The 20,859-nt window shown below is 69.0% G+C and carries 14 protein-coding genes; 12 read left to right on the top strand and 2 right to left on the bottom strand.

Features of this window, described 5'->3' with window-relative positions:
• Positions 1-30 precede the first annotated feature (30 nt).
• Positions 31-1,680 (top strand): MFS transporter, encoded by a 1,650-nt coding sequence (locus ACL02U_RS04640; protein ID WP_412789322.1) that lies wholly within the window; start codon positions 31-33, stop codon positions 1,678-1,680.
• A 109-nt stretch (positions 1,681-1,789) separates the two neighbouring features.
• Positions 1,790-2,659, top strand: coding sequence for a PhzF family phenazine biosynthesis protein (locus ACL02U_RS04635; RefSeq protein WP_412789321.1), 870 nt, complete (start codon positions 1,790-1,792; stop codon positions 2,657-2,659).
• 89 nt (positions 2,660-2,748) lie between these two features.
• On the opposite strand, the gene ACL02U_RS04630 is transcribed toward ACL02U_RS04635, so the two are convergent.
• Both ACL02U_RS04630 and ACL02U_RS04625 read right to left on the bottom strand, forming a co-directional pair.
• Positions 2,749-7,800 (bottom strand): DUF3320 domain-containing protein, encoded by a 5,052-nt coding sequence (locus ACL02U_RS04630; protein WP_412789320.1) that lies wholly within the window; start codon positions 7,798-7,800, stop codon positions 2,749-2,751.
• A 762-nt stretch (positions 7,801-8,562) separates the two neighbouring features.
• Positions 8,563-9,921 carry a macro domain-containing protein gene (locus tag ACL02U_RS04625; protein ID WP_412789319.1) on the bottom strand — a complete coding sequence of 453 codons (1,359 nt, stop codon included), beginning with the start codon at positions 9,919-9,921 and terminating at the stop codon, positions 8,563-8,565.
• A 192-nt stretch (positions 9,922-10,113) separates the two neighbouring features.
• Here ACL02U_RS04625 and ACL02U_RS04620 point away from each other — a divergent pair, with 192 nt between their 5' ends.
• The 10 genes from ACL02U_RS04620 (at position 10,114) to ACL02U_RS04575 (ending at position 20,810) form a co-directional block, all read left to right on the top strand.
• Positions 10,114-13,686: a CHAT domain-containing protein gene (locus ACL02U_RS04620; RefSeq protein ID WP_412789318.1), complete on the top strand. Its 3,573-nt coding sequence runs from the start codon at positions 10,114-10,116 to the stop codon at positions 13,684-13,686.
• Positions 13,687-13,713: 27 nt separating this feature from the next.
• Positions 13,714-14,070, top strand: a complete 357-nt coding sequence (locus ACL02U_RS04615; protein ID WP_412789317.1) for a CATRA system-associated protein — start codon at positions 13,714-13,716, stop codon at positions 14,068-14,070.
• Positions 14,067-15,767, top strand: a complete 1,701-nt coding sequence (locus ACL02U_RS04610; RefSeq protein WP_412789316.1) for a CATRA conflict system CASPASE/TPR repeat-associated protein — start codon at positions 14,067-14,069, stop codon at positions 15,765-15,767. The genes ACL02U_RS04615 and ACL02U_RS04610 overlap by 4 nt, the downstream gene beginning before the upstream one ends.
• Before the next feature lie 260 nt (positions 15,768-16,027).
• Complete coding sequence (locus tag ACL02U_RS04605; protein ID WP_412789315.1) at positions 16,028-17,134, top strand: LuxR C-terminal-related transcriptional regulator; 1,107 nt, start codon at positions 16,028-16,030, stop codon at positions 17,132-17,134.
• Positions 17,135-17,264: 130 nt separating this feature from the next.
• A complete protein-coding gene (locus tag ACL02U_RS04600; RefSeq protein ID WP_412789314.1) occupies positions 17,265-17,684 on the top strand; it encodes a hypothetical protein in 420 nt (139 codons plus the stop codon).
• 21 nt (positions 17,685-17,705) lie between these two features.
• Positions 17,706-18,014 carry a hypothetical protein gene (locus ACL02U_RS04595; protein ID WP_412789313.1) on the top strand — a complete coding sequence of 103 codons (309 nt, stop codon included), beginning with the start codon at positions 17,706-17,708 and terminating at the stop codon, positions 18,012-18,014.
• Positions 18,011-18,301 (top strand): hypothetical protein, encoded by a 291-nt coding sequence (locus ACL02U_RS04590; RefSeq protein WP_412789312.1) that lies wholly within the window; start codon positions 18,011-18,013, stop codon positions 18,299-18,301. Before ACL02U_RS04595 ends, ACL02U_RS04590 begins: the two co-directional genes overlap by 4 nt.
• Positions 18,298-19,527, top strand: coding sequence for an ATP-binding protein (locus ACL02U_RS04585; RefSeq protein ID WP_412789311.1), 1,230 nt, complete (start codon positions 18,298-18,300; stop codon positions 19,525-19,527). The genes ACL02U_RS04590 and ACL02U_RS04585 overlap by 4 nt, the downstream gene beginning before the upstream one ends.
• 609 nt (positions 19,528-20,136) lie before the next feature.
• A complete protein-coding gene (locus tag ACL02U_RS04580) occupies positions 20,137-20,391 on the top strand; it encodes a type II toxin-antitoxin system VapB family antitoxin (protein ID WP_019355945.1) in 255 nt (84 codons plus the stop codon).
• Entirely contained in the window at positions 20,391-20,810 is a 420-nt protein-coding gene (locus tag ACL02U_RS04575) for a PIN domain nuclease (RefSeq protein ID WP_013001762.1), read from the top strand. Before ACL02U_RS04580 ends, ACL02U_RS04575 begins: the two co-directional genes overlap by 1 nt.
• Positions 20,811-20,859 lie beyond the last annotated feature (49 nt).

Raw genomic sequence — 20,859 nt, 5'->3', positions numbered from 1 at the left:
AACGAAGTATCCGGCACCCATGATCTCCTCATGGCCTCCACGTCCTCCGCGGGCCCCGACTCCGGCACGGACCACCCCGCGGCACCGCCCGCCACCGGCACACCCACCACGCCCGCACCCGCACCCGCACCCGCACCCGCCACCGGTGCGTCCGCCGCCCCGGCCCCACGACTCCCGCTCACCCAGGATCCGCGGCCGCCGCGCCCTCCACTGACCGAGTCCCCCCGCCCCCCGCTCACCCCGTCGGCCCGCCCCGCACTCGCCCGCGCCCCGCTGATCGCCCTCAGCCTCGGCTACTTCCTGGTGATGCTCGACGTCACCGTCGTGAACATCGCCGTGCCCGACATCCGCACCTCGCTCGGCACGGGCCCCACCGCCCTGCAGTGGATCGTCGACGGCTACAGCACCGTCTTCGCCGGGCTGCTGCTGCTCGGCGGCAGCCTCGCCGACCGCCTCGGGCACCGCCGGGTGTTCCTGACCGGCCTCGGCGCCTTCACCCTCGCCTCCCTGGCCTGCGGCCTGGCGTCTTCCCCGCACGCGCTCATCGCCGGACGGCTCGCCCAGGGCGCCGGCGCCGCACTGCTGGTGCCCGCCTCGCTCGCCCTGCTCCGGGCCACCTACCCCGACCGGACCGTCCGGTCCCGGGCCGTCGCGGTCTGGGGCGCGGTCGCCTCGCTCGCCTTCGGAGCGGGCCCCGCCCTCGGCGGACTGCTGGTCTCCGGGTTGGACTGGCGAGCCGTGTTCTGGCTGAACCTGCCCGTCGGCGCCCTCGCGGTGCACCTGACGCTGCGCCATCTCCCGACCTGCGCCGGCGACCACTCCCACCGCTCCCACCGCTCCCACCGCCGAACGGACCTGCCGGGCCAGGTACTCGGCATCGTCGGCCTGCTCGCGCTGGCGGGCGGACTCAACGAGGCGGGCCCCCGGGGCTGGACCGCACCGGCGGTGCTGGCGGCCTTCGGGCTCGGGACCGCCGCGCTGACCGCCTTCGTCCTGACCGAACGCACCCTCGAAGCCAGGGCGGCAGCCGGCCGCGGCACACGCGCACCGCTTCTCCCGCCGTCCCTGTTCCGCTCCGCCCCCTTCGCCGCGACCGCCGCCGTGGGCCTGCTGATCAGCCTCGGCTACTACGGCATGCTCTTCCTGACCACCCTCTGGTTCCGGCAGGTGCGGGGGCTGAGCGTCCTGGCCACCGGCCTCGCCCTGCTGCCGTCGGTGTGCATGGGCCTGATCGCCGCCCCGCTGTTCAGCCGGATCTCCGCCCGCCGCGGGCCCTACCTCCCCATGGCCGCCGGGCTCGCCCTCGGCACCGCCGGCTTCCTCGGGTGGGTGCCCGCCGGCCCCGGCACCCCCTATCCGGCGCTCCTGTTCGCCCTGGTCGCGACCGGACTCGGCCAGACCATGAGCGCGATCGCCGCGACCGCCGCCAGCATCGAGGCCGCGCCCGCAACCGATACCGGAACCGCCTCCGCCGTCTTCAACGTCTCCCGGCAGGTCGGCAGTGCCGTCGGGGTGGCCCTGTTCGGCACCCTCACCGCCGCCTCCGCCGATTTCAGCTCAGGTCTGCGACTGTCCGCTACCATCGCCGCCTCCGCCTTCGCCCTCGCCACCCTGCTCGCCCTGGCCGCGCAACGAGGCACCGCCCGCGACCGCAGCCACCGCGCACCCGACACCCCCTGACCCCGGCCCCACACCGCGTCCCCGCCCGACGACGCCAGGTTCTCCGTCCCCCTCGACAACTCCCGGCTCCACTGACCCGAACAGCTCCGCGAGAGAGGCCCTCACCGCCATGAGCAGCGCCCGCACCACACCGACCGCCGAGGTCCTGCACTACTCCGCCTTCGCCGCCGACCCGTCCGGCGGCAACCCGGCCGGGGTCGTCCTCGACGCCTCCGCACTGGACGACGACGCGATGATCGCCGTCGCCGCCGGACTCGGCTACTCGGAGTCCGCGTTCCTCACACCCGGACCGGACCCGGACGACAGCCGGTCCTTCACCCTCAGGTTCTTCAGCCCCAAGGCGGAGGTGGACTTCTGCGGCCACGCCACGGTCGCCACCGCCGTCGCCCTCGGCGAACGCTTCGGCACCGGCCGCTTCGACCTGCACACCCCCGCGGGCCGCGTTCCGGTCACGGTCCGGGAGGAGAACGGCGCGCTCAAGGCGACGCTCACCAGCGTGCCGCCGCGCGTGGACGAGGCGGACCCGGACGACGTCGCGGAGGCACTCGCCGCGCTCGGCTGGAAAGCCGGCGAACTGGACTCCGCGCTGCCCCCGAAGATCGCCTTCGCCGGCGTGCGCCACCTGGTCCTCGCCGCCGCCAACCGGCAGCGGCTTGCCGACCTGGACTACGACTTCGACCGCCTGCTCGCCCTGATGCGCAGGCTCGACCTGACCACCCTCCAGTTGGTCTGGCGCGAGACGCCCACGGTGTTCCACGCCCGCGACCCGTTCCCGGTCGGCGGCGTGGTCGAGGACCCGGCGACGGGAGCCGCGGCGGCAGCCTTCGGCGCCTACGCCCGCCATCTGCGCCTCGTACCCGAGGACGCCCAGCTGACCATCCACCAGGGCCACGACATGGGCCGCCCCTCGCTTCTGGAGGTGGCCCTGCTTCCCGGCGAGGCCTCCATCCGCGTCTCCGGCACCGCGATCCCTCTCTGACCGCACCCGCCCGCACATCCGACCTCGGCCGGCACGGCACCGGCCCCGCAAGTCCCTGAAGCGTCCCTTCCAGGCCGCCAGGATCACCGTCATTCGCTCACCGTGAACTGCCCGTTCGTCTCTCTCAGCCTGCCTCTCCGGAGCAGTTCGTCGATGTCGGAGTCCAGGAAGCTGCGGATATCCCGGCCCATGCGGCGCCAGCCGAAGAACTCACCCGTATGCCGTACCAGTTCGTCGCGAGAGACTCCCGGGCACTCCGCAGCGAGTTCGTACAACGCCAACTGCCGTTCGATCGGCGCAATGTGAGCGGCCTTTCGCGGGGTGTCACCTTCCCCTGGAACACGGGCATCCAGCTCTTCCCGGCCCGCCACATCCAGGAAGGAGCCGTCCACGGCGACCAGCCCCGATCGAACGAGACCGCGCACCACGTCCCGTACGTTGTCGCGGATTCTGTTGCCCGCCCGGGACACCCCCCAAGCCTCCCTGGCCCGCTGCACCAACAGTTCCTCGTGGATGGGGCCCTCAATCCCGATGATTCTCTTCAGGAGCGTACGGAGCGCGGGCCGTGCCTCCTGCGTGTGGAGTTCATACGGCGAGGGCACCGTCATCTCGCATGCCTCATATAGGGAGCTCCATGGGCGGTCAGGTTCGGTGTCGACCGGAACGCGCTCATGGTCCGCGTCCGTCGGATACGCACGGTTTCCCGCCTCCGAAGCATCGGGCGCGGTGGAAGTACCTGCGATCCGGCCGTCCTCCCCGGCACCGGAGGTGTCCCCGACGTAGTCGTGCTCGGCGGCCGGTGTCGAACCTCTCCTCGGCTCCGTCGAGGCCGCCTCGGACGGCGATGCTCGTTCGACAGCCAACTCGACCGCCTCGCGCAGTCTCACCTCGGCCGTGGCCCTCGCCCGATACCAGTCAGTGCCCCAGATACGGTGCAGCCGCCAGCCCAACCCGGAAAGCACCTCTTCCCGCAGTCGGTCTCGGTCCCGAGCAGCCTTGGACGAGTGGTACATCGCACCGTCACACTCGATGCCCAGCGCGTAGGTGCCGGGAAACCGCGGATGGCGCACGCCGATGTCGATGCGGTATCCGGCGACGCCGACCTGCGGCTGCACCCGGTAGCCCCAATCGCGCAGCACCCCCAAGACCGACTCCTCGAACGGACTGTCGGGCTCAACGTCGGCCTGTATCACGTCCTGCGCGAGGACGGCGTGGCCGTTTTCGGCGTACTCGAGGTACCTCTTGAGGTGCTGAACGCTTTCGTTCGAGCTGTCGGTCAGACTTTTGCCGCGGAAGGAGGCGACGACCTCCATGCGGAAGCGAGCCCGAGTTACAGCGACGTTGAGACGCCGCCAACCGCCCACCTTGTTGATCGGCCCGAAGTTCGTGCCGAACTTGCCGCGTTCGTCCGGACCGTACCCAATCGACATAATCATGACATCGCGCTCATCGCCCTGAACGGACTCGAGGTTCTTGACAAAGAACCCGTCGAGACGATCCTCGGTGAAGCAGTGGTCCAAATCAGGGCGGCGCTGCCTGGCCTGCTGGACAGCCTGGTCGATGGCCGCCGCCTGGGCCTGGGAGAGGGCGACGACACCCAGGGTGCGGTTGGGGCGCGTGTCGAAGTGATGGATGACCCGCCGGGCGACGAACTCCGCTTCCGCGCGGTTGTCTCGTCGGCCGCCCCGGTCGTACACGCCCTTCGTGGGGAAGAACTCGACCCCGATGTCGTTGCCGTGGTCCAGGGCTCCCGGGAACGTCACCATGGAGTTGCCGTAGAAGGACTTGTTGCTGAAGGTGATCAGGTCCTCGTGGCGGCTGCGGTAGTGCCAGCGCAAGGACAACTCCTGCAGGGCGCCGGCTTTGCAGGCATGCAACAGCGACTCGAAGGTGTCGGGAACGTCTTCGTCGTACTCGTCGGAGTCGTCCTCGACCGCCGCGTCGAAGAAGGAGGTGGGCGGCAACTGCTTCTCGTCGCCGGCCACAATCAGAGAGTCTGCCCTGTACACGCAGTTGACAGCGTCGGCAGGGCGGACCTGTGAGGCCTCGTCGAAGATGACCACATCGAAGTGATAATCAGCAGGCAGGAACTGGCTTACCGTCAGCGGACTCATCATGAAGCAGGGCTTGATGAGCCGGACGACCTCGCGGGTTTGGCCGAGTAGTTCCCGCACCGGCATATGGCGTCGCTTCAGCTCCGCCTGGCGTTTGATCACTGCGGCTGGCCCGCCGCTGAGCCGTCGTGGTCGGCGCGCGTTGCACGCGTCAATCACGGCTCCGCCGGCTGCAGCGACCAGCCGACGGTCGGCCTTCCGGAAGTCCGCCACCCTGACGTCCAGATCCGCAGAGCGAGTGGTGGCGAGCCTGGTATCCGTGGCCAGGAGGTCGTCGGCCCAGCACGTCAGCACTGCTTGCTCGACGACATCGGGCAACTGCTCGGGCAGGACGCCACGGTCGACAGCGCGTGAAACGAGCTCGTCGACACCGTGTCGGGCCAGAACGTCCAATCCTGAGCGGTACGCCTGCCATTCCTCCGGACCGTGCGAGTCAGCCCGGAGTTCGTCAACGACCTGCTGAGCCTGATCGAAAGTGCCGAACAGGGCGACGGCCAACTGGACCTGACGGGAGTCCTCGAAAAGGTCGTGCAGTGCGGTCGAGGACTCGGACCAGTGCTCGACCCGACGCATCACCTCGACACACCAGCCGCCCAAAGCGCCGCGAATGCCGTGGGCCAGCCGCCCCGGCAGCGGATCGGGCTCAGCGCCATCGGCCAGGCGAGCCGTGAGGAGGTCTCGGTGAGTGATCACGCGGGTGAGTTCAGCGATGCGATCTGCCACGGCCAGCGCGGCATCCAGGGCGGGCAGTTCGGCCTCTTCGTGGGGAACGTACCCGCCCAGCGCATCCTCGTGCCGCAGTGCCAGTCGAGCGACCTCGGCCGCAGTGTTCCGCCAGGCCAAAGCATCGTTCAGGCGCCGGGGCAGCGTCTTGTTCCAGACACCGCTGAGCGTGAGCCCGGCTGCCGCCTCGCGGTCATCCTTGTACTGCGCCGACAGACGCGCAAAGATACCCCGGTGCTGTCCGGCGAATCTCTCGACCAGGGCCGGCAGCTCCTGGGCTTGCAGTACCTGTTCACCGAAGATGTCCCCCGCTGCTGAGCGAGCCGCCGTGCGGGCAGCCAGTGCGCCCCTCAACTCCTCAGCCGCCTCATGTGCCTCGCGCAGCGCTTCCCCGTCGAACCATCGCGCAGGCGGCCGTGTCACCGCGGAGGCCAAATCGGCAAGTTCCAGCAGGTCGAATGCCACCCGGGGAGCTTCCGGCTTGGGTAGTCCGAACAGCTCGGCCAGTTGGGCAAGGCTTCCGGAGAGGTCGCCCGACAGCCCGCCACTGGCCTTGGCCAGATTTCGGTCGGGCAGTCCCGCTTCCAGAAGCCGTACGGTCTGACGTACATCGTGCCCGGTATGCGGTTCGGGGGTCGTGAGTGCGAACGGACGGCGTTCGACAGCCGATCGCAAGTCTGCCAGTGCGTCAGCAGCCTCTGCGAGAACTGAGTTTGAAGCAGAGACTCCTTTCAGCCCACGCCAGACGAACGCGTCGCCCTCCACTGCCGGGCGCCAGGAACGACTGACTGTGCCGGCCGCCTCCAACAGCGCCTGAAGCTCCCCGGCGCCAAGCTGCCGGACCAGGCCGGTGCTTCGGGCGCCGAGGGTGAGTCGTGGAGTATCTGCCTGCTCCAGGAGAACCAAGCGGCCCAAGACATCGTGAAGGCAGCGGTCGAGCGGTTCGCGGACCTGGTTCATCGCCGCCGCGTAGGCGGACAGTTCCTCGCGCAGCCGGCGGGCACGGTCGAGTTCGTGCTCGGCTGCGCCGGTGATCGGCACCTTGGTGGTCAACACCCGCTCGAGCTCCGTCGCCACAGCCTTCTTGCTGGTGTCACGGCTGTGCAGTGCCATCACGAAGTCCGCGAGGCCGACTCCCCGCAACCTGTTGCGGACCACGTCGAGCGCTGCGGCCTTCTCACTGACGAAAAGGACGGAACGGCCGGCGTGCATGAGCGCGGCAATCATGTTGGTGATCGTCTGACTCTTGCCCGTACCGGGCGGCCCGCTCATCACGAAGGAACGGCCGTCCAGCGCGGCCGCGATGCACTGCCGCTGCGAGGAGTCCGCGTCCAGCACCAGCGGAGTCCGTTCGGGCAGCTGGATCTCGTCGATGCGGTGGAGCTCGGGCGGTTCGAAGCCGATCAGATCGTCGGGCAGTCCCGCATCGGGTCCCAGGCCCACGGCCCAGATCAGCGGGTTGGCGAGGATGCGCTCCTCGTTCTGCTGGAGGTCCTGGTACATGGCCTCTTTGTGCGAGGCGAAGAGACCCAGCACGAGACGCTCGTCCACCGACCAGCCATCCTGACCACCAGCAACCTCCCGGGCGGCGGCAAGGACGGCAGCCGGATCGGCGACATCACAGTCGGCCACCGAACTCCAGTCGACACCCAGCCGCTCCACCTTGACCGCGAGCGCGGGATTGTGGATCCGGTCCTGACCCTCAGCCGGGTACAGACGCGTCTGCCGTCGGCCATCCCGACGAAGCTCCACAGGTACGAGTAGCAGCGGAGCGGAACTCGTCTCCGCCGCTCCCTCCTCCCGCCAATCCACCATGCCGACACCCAGCCAGAGCACCCACAGCCCATAGTCGTTGTACATCTGGCCCGACTTTTGAAGCAGTTGGTAGAGCGATGCATCCAGCCTCGCCTGCGTGCTCTTCTGCGTCACCAAGGCAGGGACACGGCCGGCGCCGCCCGCTGCGGTGGTGACGTCGTGCTCGTAGGACACTTCGGTGCTCGGATCTGCCCCTCTTGCGGCCTCGCCGACCACGCCGCCTTCGACGTGCTGGGCGTCCTCGACGGATGCAAAGGTCCAACCGCGAGCGAGCCCCGCTAACAGCGCGGCGACGCCAGGAGCCGTAATCTCCAGGGTCGCCGTCCTCGTATGGCGGAAATTCAGCAGGCGGTTGCGTCCGCCGAGGTCGAGCAAGGAGTTGCGCCAGTCGCCCAGCACCACCTTCAACCGGTTGAGAGCAGGATCGCCACCACCAGCCGGACCACTGCTGTCACTCGCCGGGACTCCGGTCCATCGCGAACTGGGCATACACGAATTATCTCAGTACTGATAGCCCGACACACCCGTCTCGGTCCTTCTCGTCGTGGATGAGCCACCCACGGCAAGGCCCTGTTGCACTGCGTAGCGCAACAGGGTCTTTCCGTGTCCAGGCTGTACCCACTTCAACGAAGGGCTGGAGTCGAGCCACAAGGTCACCGAGCCCGTCCGCTCGCGCATCGCTCAGGCAAGCCGTTCCCGCAGCGTTCCCGGCCAGGTCCGCGCACTGCCCGAACAGCACAGAGGCCCAGGTTACGCCCTACACGACCTGGGCTTATCAGTGCCGCCTTCGGGGTTCGAACCGGAGACCTACGCATTGCGAGGCCGAGAGCGATCTTGCTGCCCCGTGCCCGCATCATGGCGACCGGTGGCATCTCTGCCGGTGAGCGCACATACGGCAGGACGGCTCGCGCTGGACTGTGCCGAAACGTCCGAAGGGGTCCGTCCACCGAACGTCACCGGCCGTCACCTGCCGTCACCTGCCGTCACCTGGCTGCACGCCCCGCGGAAGGCCCGGAGTTCCGCTTCCGCCAGGTGGGCCGGACCCACGAGAGGCATGCATGCCGTGAGTCGTCCGCGCAGAGCTGACAGGAATTCCGGGCCCCCTCAAGCATCAATGCACCTCAAGGCCCGTGCCGGAACCTTCAAGCGGGACGACGGTGGCCGCGGTCGGCCTACCCCCTGGCAGGGCACGCGCTGGCACATCTGCGCGGCGAGCGCCTCACCATCCGGGAGTTCCGCAGTCGCGGCCGGCTACCGGCCGAGCAGGTCCCGGAGTGGGTCCCGGGACGCCTGGCCGTTGCGGTCCAACGCCTCGACGAACCGAGCGACCTCGGAGACGCGAATCGAGTTGAGATCTCCCGGCCGGACGACGATGCGAAGCTCAGGCGTGTGCCTCTCGGTCCGGCTGCTGGCCAGGAAGGTGTCGATGATGAGGATCATGAGCTGCTCGGACTCGAGCTCCACCCGGGCCAGTCCCGATCCGACCACCGGGATCGCCGTCGGCTTGCGCAGGCCGTGCACGGCGACGTCGGCCCACAGGCGCTCCAGGCTCAGCCGCAGGTCGTCCGGGTCGGACCGGGTGACGAGGTCGTTGCCCTGCCTGCAGTGCGCGAAGGCGAAGACGCGGCGGCCGGACAAGGGCAACGGAACGACCGTGCCGATCGGGTACCGGATCCGCTTGCCCTTCGGCTTGTCCCGCACGAGTTCCGTCCCGGAGGGTTCGACCCGTTGCAGCCCCTTGCGCAGCGCCCGGTCGAGAAGCCCCCGATCGCCGGCGTAGATGCGGTCGAGCAACTGTCCCTGCACGCTGTCGCGGCTGATGACCACGTCGTTCTCGGTGGCGGTGTCGAAGGTGTCGCAGAACCCCACGGCCATATTGGCGTCGTGCTGGTCGAACAGATCGCCCGCCTTGACCACCAGCCTGGTGTGGATTCCGGTGAACTCGCGCCGCAGTACCTCGTCGCCGTGGCGGGCACGAACCCGCCGGCGCAGCGAACACACGGCGGCCGCCGCGGCCGAGTCGTCGGGCTGGTCCGCAGCCAGTTCCTCGGCGATCGGCAGCGCCAGTTCCGGATGGCCGAGATCGGCCTGCGCCTGAACGAGTTCCCTGCGGGCCGTGTCCAGCAGGCCCATCAGCCGATGCACCAGCGGCTTGGCGAAATCCGACTCGGCCACCTCCTGCAGCGGTCTTCCCTTCCAGAGTCGGAGCGCCCGGTTCAGCAGCACGACGGCCGTCGCGGGATCCGAACGGGTGGCCTCGTTCACCAGCTCGAAGAATTCGATGCTGTCCAGTCGATCACGGTCCAGCACGAGCCGGTATGCCGACTCTGGATACGGGCCGCTCAGTATCTGCTCCGTGCGCAGGAGCGGCGAAGCCGAGTCCTCGCTCGAATCGACGGCCTTCCGCAGTTCGCTGATTCGCTGCTGCACCTGGGTCCGGTGAGACCTCCCCACCTGGCCCTCGTGCGGCATTCCCCACAGCTCGCGGTAGAGCCGGGTCACCGGAACTGCTTCCCCTTCGGCCGCGATCAGCCGCAGCAGGAGCTTGACCGTGAGCGGCGGCATTCGCACCCGTGTGCCGCCGACGGTGAGGGCCGTCGTGCCCAGCACGCTTATCCGGACACGCGTCACCTGGTTCTCCGGCTTCGTCGACTGGCGTCCCGCGGGTTCCGCCGGAAGGCGGCAACTTGACTGTATCAACGGAGCGTTGGGCGAATCCAGAAAAACTGTGAAGCACGCCTGAAGCACCTGGGAAGCGGAAAGACTCCTCCGCGCGGGTACCTGGTCCGATTCAATGGCGGCATGCGGGGGGAACCGGTGGGTGAGCGCGAGGAATTACTCGATGCGCTGTGGGCGCGGCTGTTGGCGATCCCCGAGGAGGGATTCGCCCAGGTGATGGCCGGCGAGGCTCTCGCCGAGGCCGAACGCCTGGCCGAGTTGATCAAGGCGGACGCCGATGACGTGAAAGCCAGATACTGCCTCGGCTGGATCTACTTCTCCCGTTTCCCCCACCTCCCGGAGGAGGAGGGCAAGGCCGCCCTGGCGGAGGCGACGCAGATGTTCGTGCCCTGCTTCCTGAAAGGCGCCACCCCCGATCTTCCCCCCGCCTCGATTCCTGAGGAACTGATGCCGCGGGTACTCATCAGCGCGGCGCTCTCCACAGGGGTGCTGCTCGTGCAGAGCGAGAAGGCGGCCGACCAGGTGGGCCTGTCGACCGCCGCCGCCCACTGGAAGCTGATCGTCGACGCCACTCCGCCCGACCACGACAACCTGCCGTCCCGACTCAACAGCCTGGGCCACACGCTGACCTGCCTCTACAAGCTCAACAAGGACCCGGACGCCCTGGACGCGGCGATCGACGCCTTCGACAGAGCGTCGGCGACCATGGCCGCCGACGATCCCGGACGTGCCGTGCCACTGGGCAATCTGCGGAACACCCTGCAGCTCAGGTTCGAGCGCACGAAGGCCGCGGCGGATCTCGACGCGTCCGTCGAGGCAGCGCGCAGGGCTGCGGGCGTCCCTCTCTCATCCGACACGGGCGACCGGAAGCGAGCGCGCCTCGCCGATCAGTTGACGGGCCTCGCGGACATGTTCCAGAACGAGTCCGAGGGCGAGGACGGCACGTCGGAGATCCACAGCGAGCTCAGTCGCCACTTCAGGGAGAAGGCGGCCGACCTGGGGTCGGACGACGACCTGCAGCAGTCGAGACGGTGGGAGAGCTACGCGTCGGCATTGGAGTCCCGGTTCGATCTGAGGAGCGACCTGGAGAGCCTGGACGCTGCGATCAGCGCCTACGAGGCAGCGCTGGCCGGCACGGCGATGGGGGAGAACGAGCGTGCCGAGCTGATGAACAGCCTGGCGACGGCCCTGACCAGGCGCTTCCTGCAGACTTCGGCGCCTGCGGATCAAGCACGTTACACGGACCTCCTGCGGCAGTCACTGGCCACCACGACGGATGCGGTCGACGCGGCGCGATACCGCGGGAATCTCGCGATGGCGCTGCTGGTCACGTCGGCGCAGCAGAGCGACGTGGAGGAGTTGGACACCGCGATCGACATGGCCAGGCAGGCGCTGGCGGACCTCCCTCCCGGCCACCGCGCCGAAGCCGACATCCAGAACGGCCTGGCGCTGGGGCTGCGCCTCAGGTCTCAGCTCATCCAGTCGTTGGCGGACGCGCAGGAGGCGGTCGAACTCGGGGAGGCGTCAGCGACCGCCCCCGAGGACCTTCCGAGGCAGGCCCAGCGCATAGCCAACCTCGCGGTCTCGCAGGCCATCCTCGCGGAGCGGACGCTGCAGCCGGCCGGCCTGGACCAGGCCATCTCGATGAGCAGGGCTGCCGTGACGGCCTGTCCGGAGGGTGATCCGACGCGCTTTCTGTTCCTGGGACACCTGGCCCAGTTGCTGATGACGCGTTACCGGGCGGAGGGCCGGCCGGCCGATCTGGATGAGGCCGTCGGCATCGGACGTCAGGCCGTGGCAGCGGTCTCGGCCTCGCCCCGGCACGGGGAGCTGGGGTCGGCTCTGATCAGCCTCGGCATCGCCCTGCAGGCACGCTTCGAGCGGGAGTCGGACCCGGCGGACCTGGACGAGGCCATCGAAAGGTTCCGGATCGCCCTGGGCAGTCTTCGGATGCCGCTGCTGCAGGTCGTCTGCATGCTCCAGCTCGCCTCCGCGCTGAAACTGCGCGGGACCCGCGCGGATCGCAAGTCCGCCGTGGCGCTCCTCGCCGCCGCCGCCGACGGTGAGGCGTTTCCGCCGACCGCGCGGATCATGGCGGCACGCGACGGGGCGATGCTCCAGGCGACGTCGCATCGGGCGAGGGCGTCTGCCCTGCTGAAGGGGGCCGTCCTGCTGCTGCCGCGCGTGGTGCCGCATCGGCTGGCGCGGGACGACCAGCAGTACGCCATCAGCCAGTTCGACGGCCTGGCCGCGGACGCCGCCGCCCTCACCCTTGCCGACCGCACCCAGTCCCCCGCTGAGCGGGCCGTCCGCGCACTGCAACTACTCGAGGCCGGCCGGGCCGTCCTGTTGAGTCAGGCGCTGGAGACGCGAAGTGACCTGACCGAGCTGCGCGGTGAGCACCGTCAGCTGGCCGAGCGCTACGTCGCGCTCTGCGCCGAGCTGGAGAGGGGTTCGGGCACGGCTGCCGGTCGTACCGCGAGGGCCTTCGCCGAGCTGCAGGAGCAGATCCGCGCCTTGCCCGGCTTCGCCTCCTTCGGGCTGCCGACGAGGGGAGAGGATCTCGTCGCCCAGGCGCGCGGGGGCCACCTGGTGGTGTTCAACGTCAGCCGCTACCGCTGCGACGCGCTGGTGGTCACCCCGAAGGGGGTCAGGGCCGTGCGGCTGCGCGGCCTCACGTACGACGCCGTGACGCGTATGGTCGACGTCTTCCAGAGGGCGCTGCGGGACTGTACGGACGAGAACTCCGACCCGCGCACCGCGCAGTCGATCCTGACCCGGATCCTGCAGCACCTCTTCCACCGGGCGGCCCTCCCGGCGCTGGCGGCCCTGGGCCACGACAGGGTCCGGCGGGAAGGCCTTCCGCTGCCCCGGGTGTGGTGGGCTCCCGGCGGGCGCCTCGGCCAACTGCCGATCCACGCGGCTGGCTACCACGGCGTCGCATCGGGCAGGTTCCGCTGGGCCGTGATGGACCGCGTCGTCTCCTCCTACACGCCGACGATCGGCGCTTTGCAGCATGCCCGGCAGCGCGCCGCAAAGGCCCCCGGCCTGCCGGACCGGGCGCTGGTGGTCGCGCTGGCCACGACACCCGGCCTGCCCGGCGCCGTTCGGCTCGCGGCCGTGGCCAGGGAGGCCGCGCTGGTACGGGGTCTGCTGCCCGAGCCCGTGCTCCTGTGCGAGCCGGGGCTGTTCACGGACTCCTCGGCGAACGCCGCGGCCCTGCCGACCACGGCCAATGTGCTGGAGAACCTGCCCAGGTGCACGATCTCGCACTTCGTCTGCCACGGGACCAGCGACCCGGCCAACCCGTCCAGGAGCCGCCTGCTCCTGCAGGATCCGGACGCGCCGCTCACGGTCTCCGCGCTGGCTCCCGTGGACATCGGCAACGCCCGACTCGCCTATCTCTCCGCCTGCAGCACGGCCGCCACCGCGGGCACGGAGCTGCTCGACGAGGCCATCCACCTCACCTCGGCCTTCCAGCTCGCCGGCTTCCCGCACGTCATCGGCAACCTCTGGGAGGCCAGCGACAGCGTCGCCCAACGGATCGCCGAACGCTTCTACGCGGGGATCGGCAGCCGGGACGGGCTTGACCCCGGCCGGTCCGCCGAGTCGCTCCACAACGCCGTCCAGGAGGTCCGCTCGGACAACCCGGACCATCCGTTCCTGTGGGCCGGGTACCTCCACGCCGGCGCCTGACCGACCCGTCGACCGGAAGGACCCCGGATGCCGAGAGGACTGTGGAACCGAGGCAAGGACGACGACCCCGCACGGGCGGCCGCCGTGCGCGACGAGGCAGCCGAACTGCTGCGCAGCGCGCGGGACTGGGAGCTGACGCCGACCAGGTGGAGCGTGCTGGAAGAGATCCTGGACAGCGTCTCGGCGGCCGAGGCCGTGGGCGATCTGAAGGGGCTCGCCCGAGCAACCAGGGATCTACGGCTGCTGGACCCGCTGCGGCTCACCCCCCTGGGACCGCCGCCGCCGGACGCCCCGGTCAGGACGCAGGCGTCCGACCGCACCCGTGAGCGTCTCAACGTCCTCGTGCACAGGCTGTCGAGCGGCAAGACGGAGAGAAACCGGTGACCACGGTGGTCGGCCAGGAGTTCGTCGTGCACCTCTTCGCTCCGCTGGAGGGTCCGCACGCCGCTGAGGCCGCGCACGCGCTGAGGGCGGTCTGGCAGGACTGCCGCAGGCAGTTCAACATGAACGAGCCGGTGCCCGGCACCTGGTTGCCGGATGTTCCGCCCACGGTGTTCGAGGGATTCGAGGAAGCGGACGGCGGGGAGCGGACGCTCGCGGCGCAGCGGCATCACACGCTCGGGCTGCAGGCCGTCCTCCGCAGCCACCACGACGTGCTGAACCTGTCGGTGTGGTGCGCGGCGCCGGCCGCCGCAGAGGCGGCTCCCGAGCCGTGGACCTGGTGGCGTGACCTCGATCGCCGGTGGAGTCGCATCGTCGACCCGTACGCGCCGCACCTCCTGGGTGAGGGCCGGCTCTACTTCGCGCGGCTCGACGCCGGCCCGGTGTCCGCGGATCCGGCGCTCTACGAGGAGCTGAAGGGCCTGCTGCCGGACTCCGCGCACGGACTCCCCTCCGCCGGCGTCGCCTCACCGGAGGGATTCGCGCTCTGGGAGACCGCGCCGGAGCCCGACGACCGTGCCCTGCGGCGCTTCGTGGTGGCGATGACGGCCGAGGCCGACGGTGCCGCGAGCGCCTGGGCCTGGTCCGACCGAGGCGGCACCGAACTGCCGCCGCTGGCACGCTACCTGCTGCACGCCGCCAAGCTCAGGTACCAACTGCGGGTGTGGCGGCGGGACAGCCGGTCGCGGGCCCTGCGGGCGACGCTGGACTCCCTGAGCGCCAGGATCCGCGAACGGCGTGCAGCGCCCGGCGCGGAGGGTGAGCGGTCGACGGAGCAGTGGGCCGAACAGTTGGCGGAGCGCCTCGCGGACGCCCGGATCCTCCGGTCCGAACTCGACACGCTCCGGCGGACGGTCGACATCGCCGCCGACAATCTCGGGCGCGCCTTCGACCTGACCGACCTGCTCGTCCCACGGGGCCCGTTCACCGACGACGGTGCTCTCGCCCGTTCGATGCTGGAGCGCTTGGACGACGAACTCGGCTACCTGTCAGCGGCGATCGACAAGGCCGAGCAGTCGGCCCCTGCGAAAACGGCGAAAACGGAGACAGCCATGCGTGCAGATACCCCTTCCACGGAGCCCGCCAGGAACAGCGCCGAACACGCCAGGAACGTCTTCGTCGTCCACGGCCGGGACGAGTTCGCGCGACGTGAGATGTTCGCCTTCCTGAGGTCGGTCGGGCTGAACCCGCTCGAGTGGCCCAGCTTGCGCGCGAAGGGCGGAAACGCCTCTCCATTCCTCACCGAGGTGATCCGTGAGGGGCTCGCCATCGCGCAGGCCGTGGTGGTCCTGATGACCCCCGACGACATCGTGCGGCTTCATCCGGACCTCTTCAAGCCGAGGGGCGAGGGGACCGGTGAGACGCTGCCCTCCATGCAGGCCCGGCCCAACGTGCTGATCGAGTTGGGCATGGCCCTGATCACCCACCCCACCGGGACACTGCTTCTCAGGCTGGGCGAACACCGGACGATCAGCGACATCGACGGACTCAACTACATCGATCTCAACGAGAGCCAGTCCTGTCGCCAGAACATCGTCAGCGGGCTGATCGCCGCCGGCTGCCCGGTCGACACGATGGGCAGCGACTGGCTGAACGAGGGTGACTTCAAAAGCATGGTGGCGCGCATACGACGGCCGTAGGGACCGCCCCGGTCACATGGCCGCCCGCTCGGCCGACCGCTCGGCACGGCCACCCGATGCGCCACCGTGGCCTCCAGCGCGCTCGCGTGGTCGACGACGGCGACGCGTTGGTCGAGTACCCGAGAAACCCGAAGAAACCGAGAAAGCCTGCCGGAATCAACAGCTCGCTCGCCCCGAATGCTGATCCGCATTCGTCCTGAAGCGGTTCTGAAGCGGGACGGGACTTCTCCCGGAAGCGGCTTCCGCGGTCCCATGCAAGCGTGATCGGAATCGATGAATCGCCGGAATCCCCGTCCTCCCAGGAGTTCGCCGGGGAGACCCTGCACGTCGCCGTCGTGGACGGTGACCAGGCGGTCCGGCACGGCCTGGTGCGGCTTCTCGAGCACGACGCCCGGCTGCATCTCCTGGATCCGGTGGCCGACTTGACCGAACTCCGGACCGCAGGCCTGCAGTACGACGCGTGCGTCCTCGGCCTGCCGGAGACCGGGTTCAGCGACAAGACGGCGGAATTCATGCGGGCTGTCCCCTGCGTCGTGTGGATACCGACCCTCGGGATGTCGGCCCCGGGGATGTCGGCCCCGGGGATGTCGGCCCCGGGGATGTCGGCCCCGGGGATGTCGGCCCCGGGGATGTCGGCCCCGGGGATGTCGGCCCTGGGGATGTCGGCCGACGGGTGGAGGCCGTGGGTGGCCTCGTGGGTCCGAGGGGCCCGTGGCGTAGTCGGGCACGGCGTGGCGCGGGTGGCGTTCGCGGACGCGGTGCTGAGCGCCGCGCAGAGTCCCTGCGACGTTCAACCGCAGCTCGCCCGCGCCCTCCTGGAGGCCGCGTCGGCCGCGGACCTGGGCGCGTCGACCGCGCTGACCGGCACCCTCGCCGAGGTGGCGAAGGGGCGGCGGGTGGCGGCGGCGCTGTCCGCGTCGGGGACATCAGCAGCCGACCACACACTCGACCTGGCCGCCCTGCGCGACGAGTGCGAGCGTGCCGGACTCGGTGTGCCCCACCGGGTCGGAGACGTTCGACACCGCCACGTCCGCGGTGACGCATTCGAGCCCGGCGTGATTCCGCCCGAGGCGCTCATGCTGAGCAGCCGCGTCCGCGAGGTGCTCAGGTGCTACGCGGACGGATACGACTACGAGGAGATCGCGCAGCTCCTGAACATCGGCGAGACGACCGTCAAGTCCCATGTTCTGTCGGCGATGGACAAATTCGGTATCACGCACAACCGGTCGTCGGAGGTCCGGCAACTGTTCGCGATCTACATTTCGGGGCGCCACAGCCGACCGGACCTCCTGCTGCGCCGCCTCGACAGAATCAGGAGCAGCACCCCCGGCGATCTCCACCTGCCCCGGCCGGTCGTACCGCTGTAGGAGGACGGGAGCGGGAATTCACACCGCTGAGGGACGAAATACGACAGACCCCGGCGACATCCTGAACTCCGAGTGCAGGGAAACCGCCACCGCGGGGACTACGCGGCAGGAAACCCGAGAAGGAGACATCATGCACGTGGGGCTGCGAAAGGCGACCAAGAGCCTGGTCGATCAGACGGCGGTCAGCATCGCCACGATTCGCGAGCTGGCGGGCGATCTGGTCGACGCTCTCCAGGCCCTCTCCCAGGGACGCGCACCGCACATCGACGAATTGACCATGCCCGACGTGGTCCGCTTCTTCGTGGAATCGAAGGGGGCGGTTCCCGACGCGGCTGCGGCGGCCGTGCTGCGGCACCACGAGGGGAGTGCCGCACAGTCGGCCGGCGAGGGTCGCGGCCCGGACGAGTACCTGGTCCACCTGTTCTTCCTCGACGACGCGGGTCGTCCGCTCATCGAGGGCGACCAGCCGTGGCGTTCGTACCTGACGCAGAGTTTCGACGGCGAACTCGCCCGGGCGTTCGGCGGCAACAACGTCGTCATCTTCAACTGATCAGGAAATGAGGGAATTCGCATGATTGAGATGCTCGTGCTGGCCGCCCTCATCGGGCTGGCCACGGGTGCCGCCATCGCCATCGTGACACTCACCCTGGGCTTCCTCGTCGACTGGTTCCGCGACCGCGCGGCACAGGTCAAGAACGACCCCGACAAGGTGGCGGTCACCGTCGCCGAGGCCATCGAATCGGGCGAGGTGTCGTTCATCCAGGGCATCTTCGACACCGAGGACGGCAAGTTCACCGACGTGAGGCGCATCAAGGCGGAGAACGCCGACAGCGACGTCCACCGGGCGCACGCACGGCACAAGGTAGCGATCTGGGAGTGAGCGCAGTGCTGTTCGAATCACTGGCGGTCGCAGGCATGCTGCTCGGCATCGGTGTCGTCGCCTACCTGACGCTGAGCAGGGTCAAGAGCGCACTGCGCCGACGAACCGCCACCAGGTACGGCCGGCTCGTCAAGCGTGAGTTGGAGAACGGCAACGTGGAGGTCATCGCGATCGGCCTGACCGGCGACGGCACCCGAACCATGGAGAAGACCTACGTCGCGAAGGCGCTCGACCCGGAACTGAACAACGCCTTCGGCTACAGCCAGACAGCGAGGATCGACATATGACCCGCCATCAGGCCGATGAGGCCTCCTCGGACACCGGATTCCTGCGCGCACTGCGCGCCGGTGGCAGGACGTTCCGGGTGCGCGGCATTCCCGCCGACGCCGAACCGGTGGCTGCGGCACTGCTGCGCAGCCGGCTCATCTCGGCGGCCGACTCCTTTCTCAAGGAGTACGCCAAGGCATCCGGGAGTCCCGGTGGCTCTCCTTTGGGCTTCACCGTGTCGAACGGGGACACGGCGCCCGCCGGTCCGGTCGCCGATCAGAGCATCGGCTCGCGCGGCTCGGATCCCGACGCCCTTTCGCTGGAGGAGCGGGCGTCGTACTTCACCGCCACCGATCCGCTCCACGACTTCGGGTTCCTGGTGCTGCCGCAGGCAACGATGGACCAGTTGCTGCTGGCCGTGGACGTGATCGAGGTGCGGACGCTCGTCTTCGGTAAGTGGGGACTGCAAAGGATCGAGCCCCATCCGAGCTCGGCGATCAACCTGCACGGATCGCCTGGGACGGGGAAGACGCTGGCCGCCCACGCCATCGCCTCCCGCCTCAACAAGAAGATCATCCAGACCAAGTACTCCCAACTGGAGAGCAAGTACCACGGCGAGGGGCCCAAGAACCTGGACGCGCTGTTCCACGCGGCGCGCGAGCACGACGCGGTGCTGTTCCTGGACGAGGCGGACGCGCTGATGTCGCAGCGCTTCGAGACGACCAGCCAGGGTTCCGAACACGCGGTGAATGCCATGCGCAGCGAACTGGTGATGTCGCTGGACCGGTACGAGGGCCTCGTCGTCTTCGCGACCAACCTGGTCCACAGCTACGACACCGCCTTCGACTCCCGCGTCAGGCACATCGAGTTCCCCGATCCCGACGCAGCGGCGCGCACAGTCATCTGGCGGAACCACCTGCCGGAAGAACTCCCACTCGCTCCCGACGTCTCGCCTGCCGACCTCGCCGCGATCGAGGAGGTCACCGGACGCGACATCCGCCGCGCGGTCATCGACGCCGCGACGGCCGCGGCGCTCGCCGGCCGTGACCAGGTCACCCAGGCCGATCTGCGCAACGCCGTCGAGCAACTCAAGGCGCAGCGCGTCCCCAGGTCCAAGGCCTCCAAGACCGCCGCAGCCTCCCCGGTCGAGCCCGGAAGCCCGCTCGAGCAGGCGATCAGCGATGCGGTCAATGATGCGAACGGCGGTGCGATCAGCGATGCCAGCCCGGCCGCCGTACGAGATTGATCATTGCCGGGCCCGGATCCGTGACGGTCTGCACGCCCGCTGCATGCCTGTCCATCGGTTGCGCACCGGTTTCCACCGGTTGTCCACCGGCGGCGAACACGGCACCCCGAAAGGGCCACCCCACACCCAAAGACTGATCCTGGAAACCACAAAGACCCAGGTCAGAGAGTATCTGTCCTGGGCCTTCTCTGAGCCGCCTTCGGGATTCGAACCCGAGACCTACGCATTACGAGACCGAGAGCGTTCGTGTTGCTTGGTACCTCGTCGTGCTGCGTGGTGACGTTTTTCCTGATCAGAGCACGTGCGCAAGGTTGGCCCGTGCCGCCCCGTGATGCGCTGTCCAAAGGCGTCTGTCCACCGGCTGTCCACCGACGGGGATGCTGGCCAGCAACCTCTCGCCGCCCCACCGCTTCTGACGAGACCCCTGGCAGGGGCGGAGCCTGACATGAGGACGACTGTCCTTTTCCCACAAGGAGCGACCGGGCGGCACTTCACCACGAACGCCGCAGTCTCCATCCACGGCGAGACCTCTGGATCGAAACGATATCTCCCATGGTCGATAAATGGTATCGTTTCACTCACGAGAGTATCTGCGAAGGGACCGCCCACATGGCCAGAACCGTCATCGACCTCGATGAAGACATGGTCACCGAGGCCATGCGCATCTTCGGGACTAAAACGAAGGCCAAAGCCGTCCGCCTCGCCATGGAAGACGCCGTCAAGCGACACCTGCGACAGGAGTTCTTCGACGCCATGGATGCCGGCGAACTCGACTTCAGCGAAATCGTCGAGAGCACCGGCCCCCGCAACGCTGACGGCTCCCTCAAGCACGGCGGTAACCACAACGGGGGCCAGGCCGCCTGATGCAGGACCGCTACCTGATCGACAAGTCCGCCCTCGCCCGCTGGACGAAACCGAGTGTCAAAGAGGTGCTCAAGCCCCTACACGAGCGTTACCTCCTCGCGGTATGCCAGCCCACCGAGTTCGAGATGATCCACTCCGCACGGGACAGCTCAGAAGCAACACGGATCAGCACCTGGCTCCATGCCTTCGACTACCTCCGCACCGACGACGACACCTTCACCCGCGCTCTCGAGATCCAGCGCCATGCTCTCAACGCAGGCTTCCACCGCGCTCTGTCCCTCCCCGACCTGCTGATCGCCGCCACAGCGGAACTGAACCGGCGAACGGTCCTCCACTACGACGGAGACTTCGACATGATCGCCTCCCTCACCGGACAACCCACCGAATGGGTCGTCCCGCCCGGCAGCGCCGACCGATGAGAATGCCGCCCTGCCCCCACCTCCGATGAGATGTCTGACGCGGTGCACT

It is taken from the genome of Streptomyces sp. MS06 (assembly GCF_047200655.1).
Lineage (GTDB): Bacteria > Actinomycetota > Actinomycetes > Streptomycetales > Streptomycetaceae > Streptomyces.
This window is presented reverse-complemented; position numbering and strand designations above follow the sequence as displayed.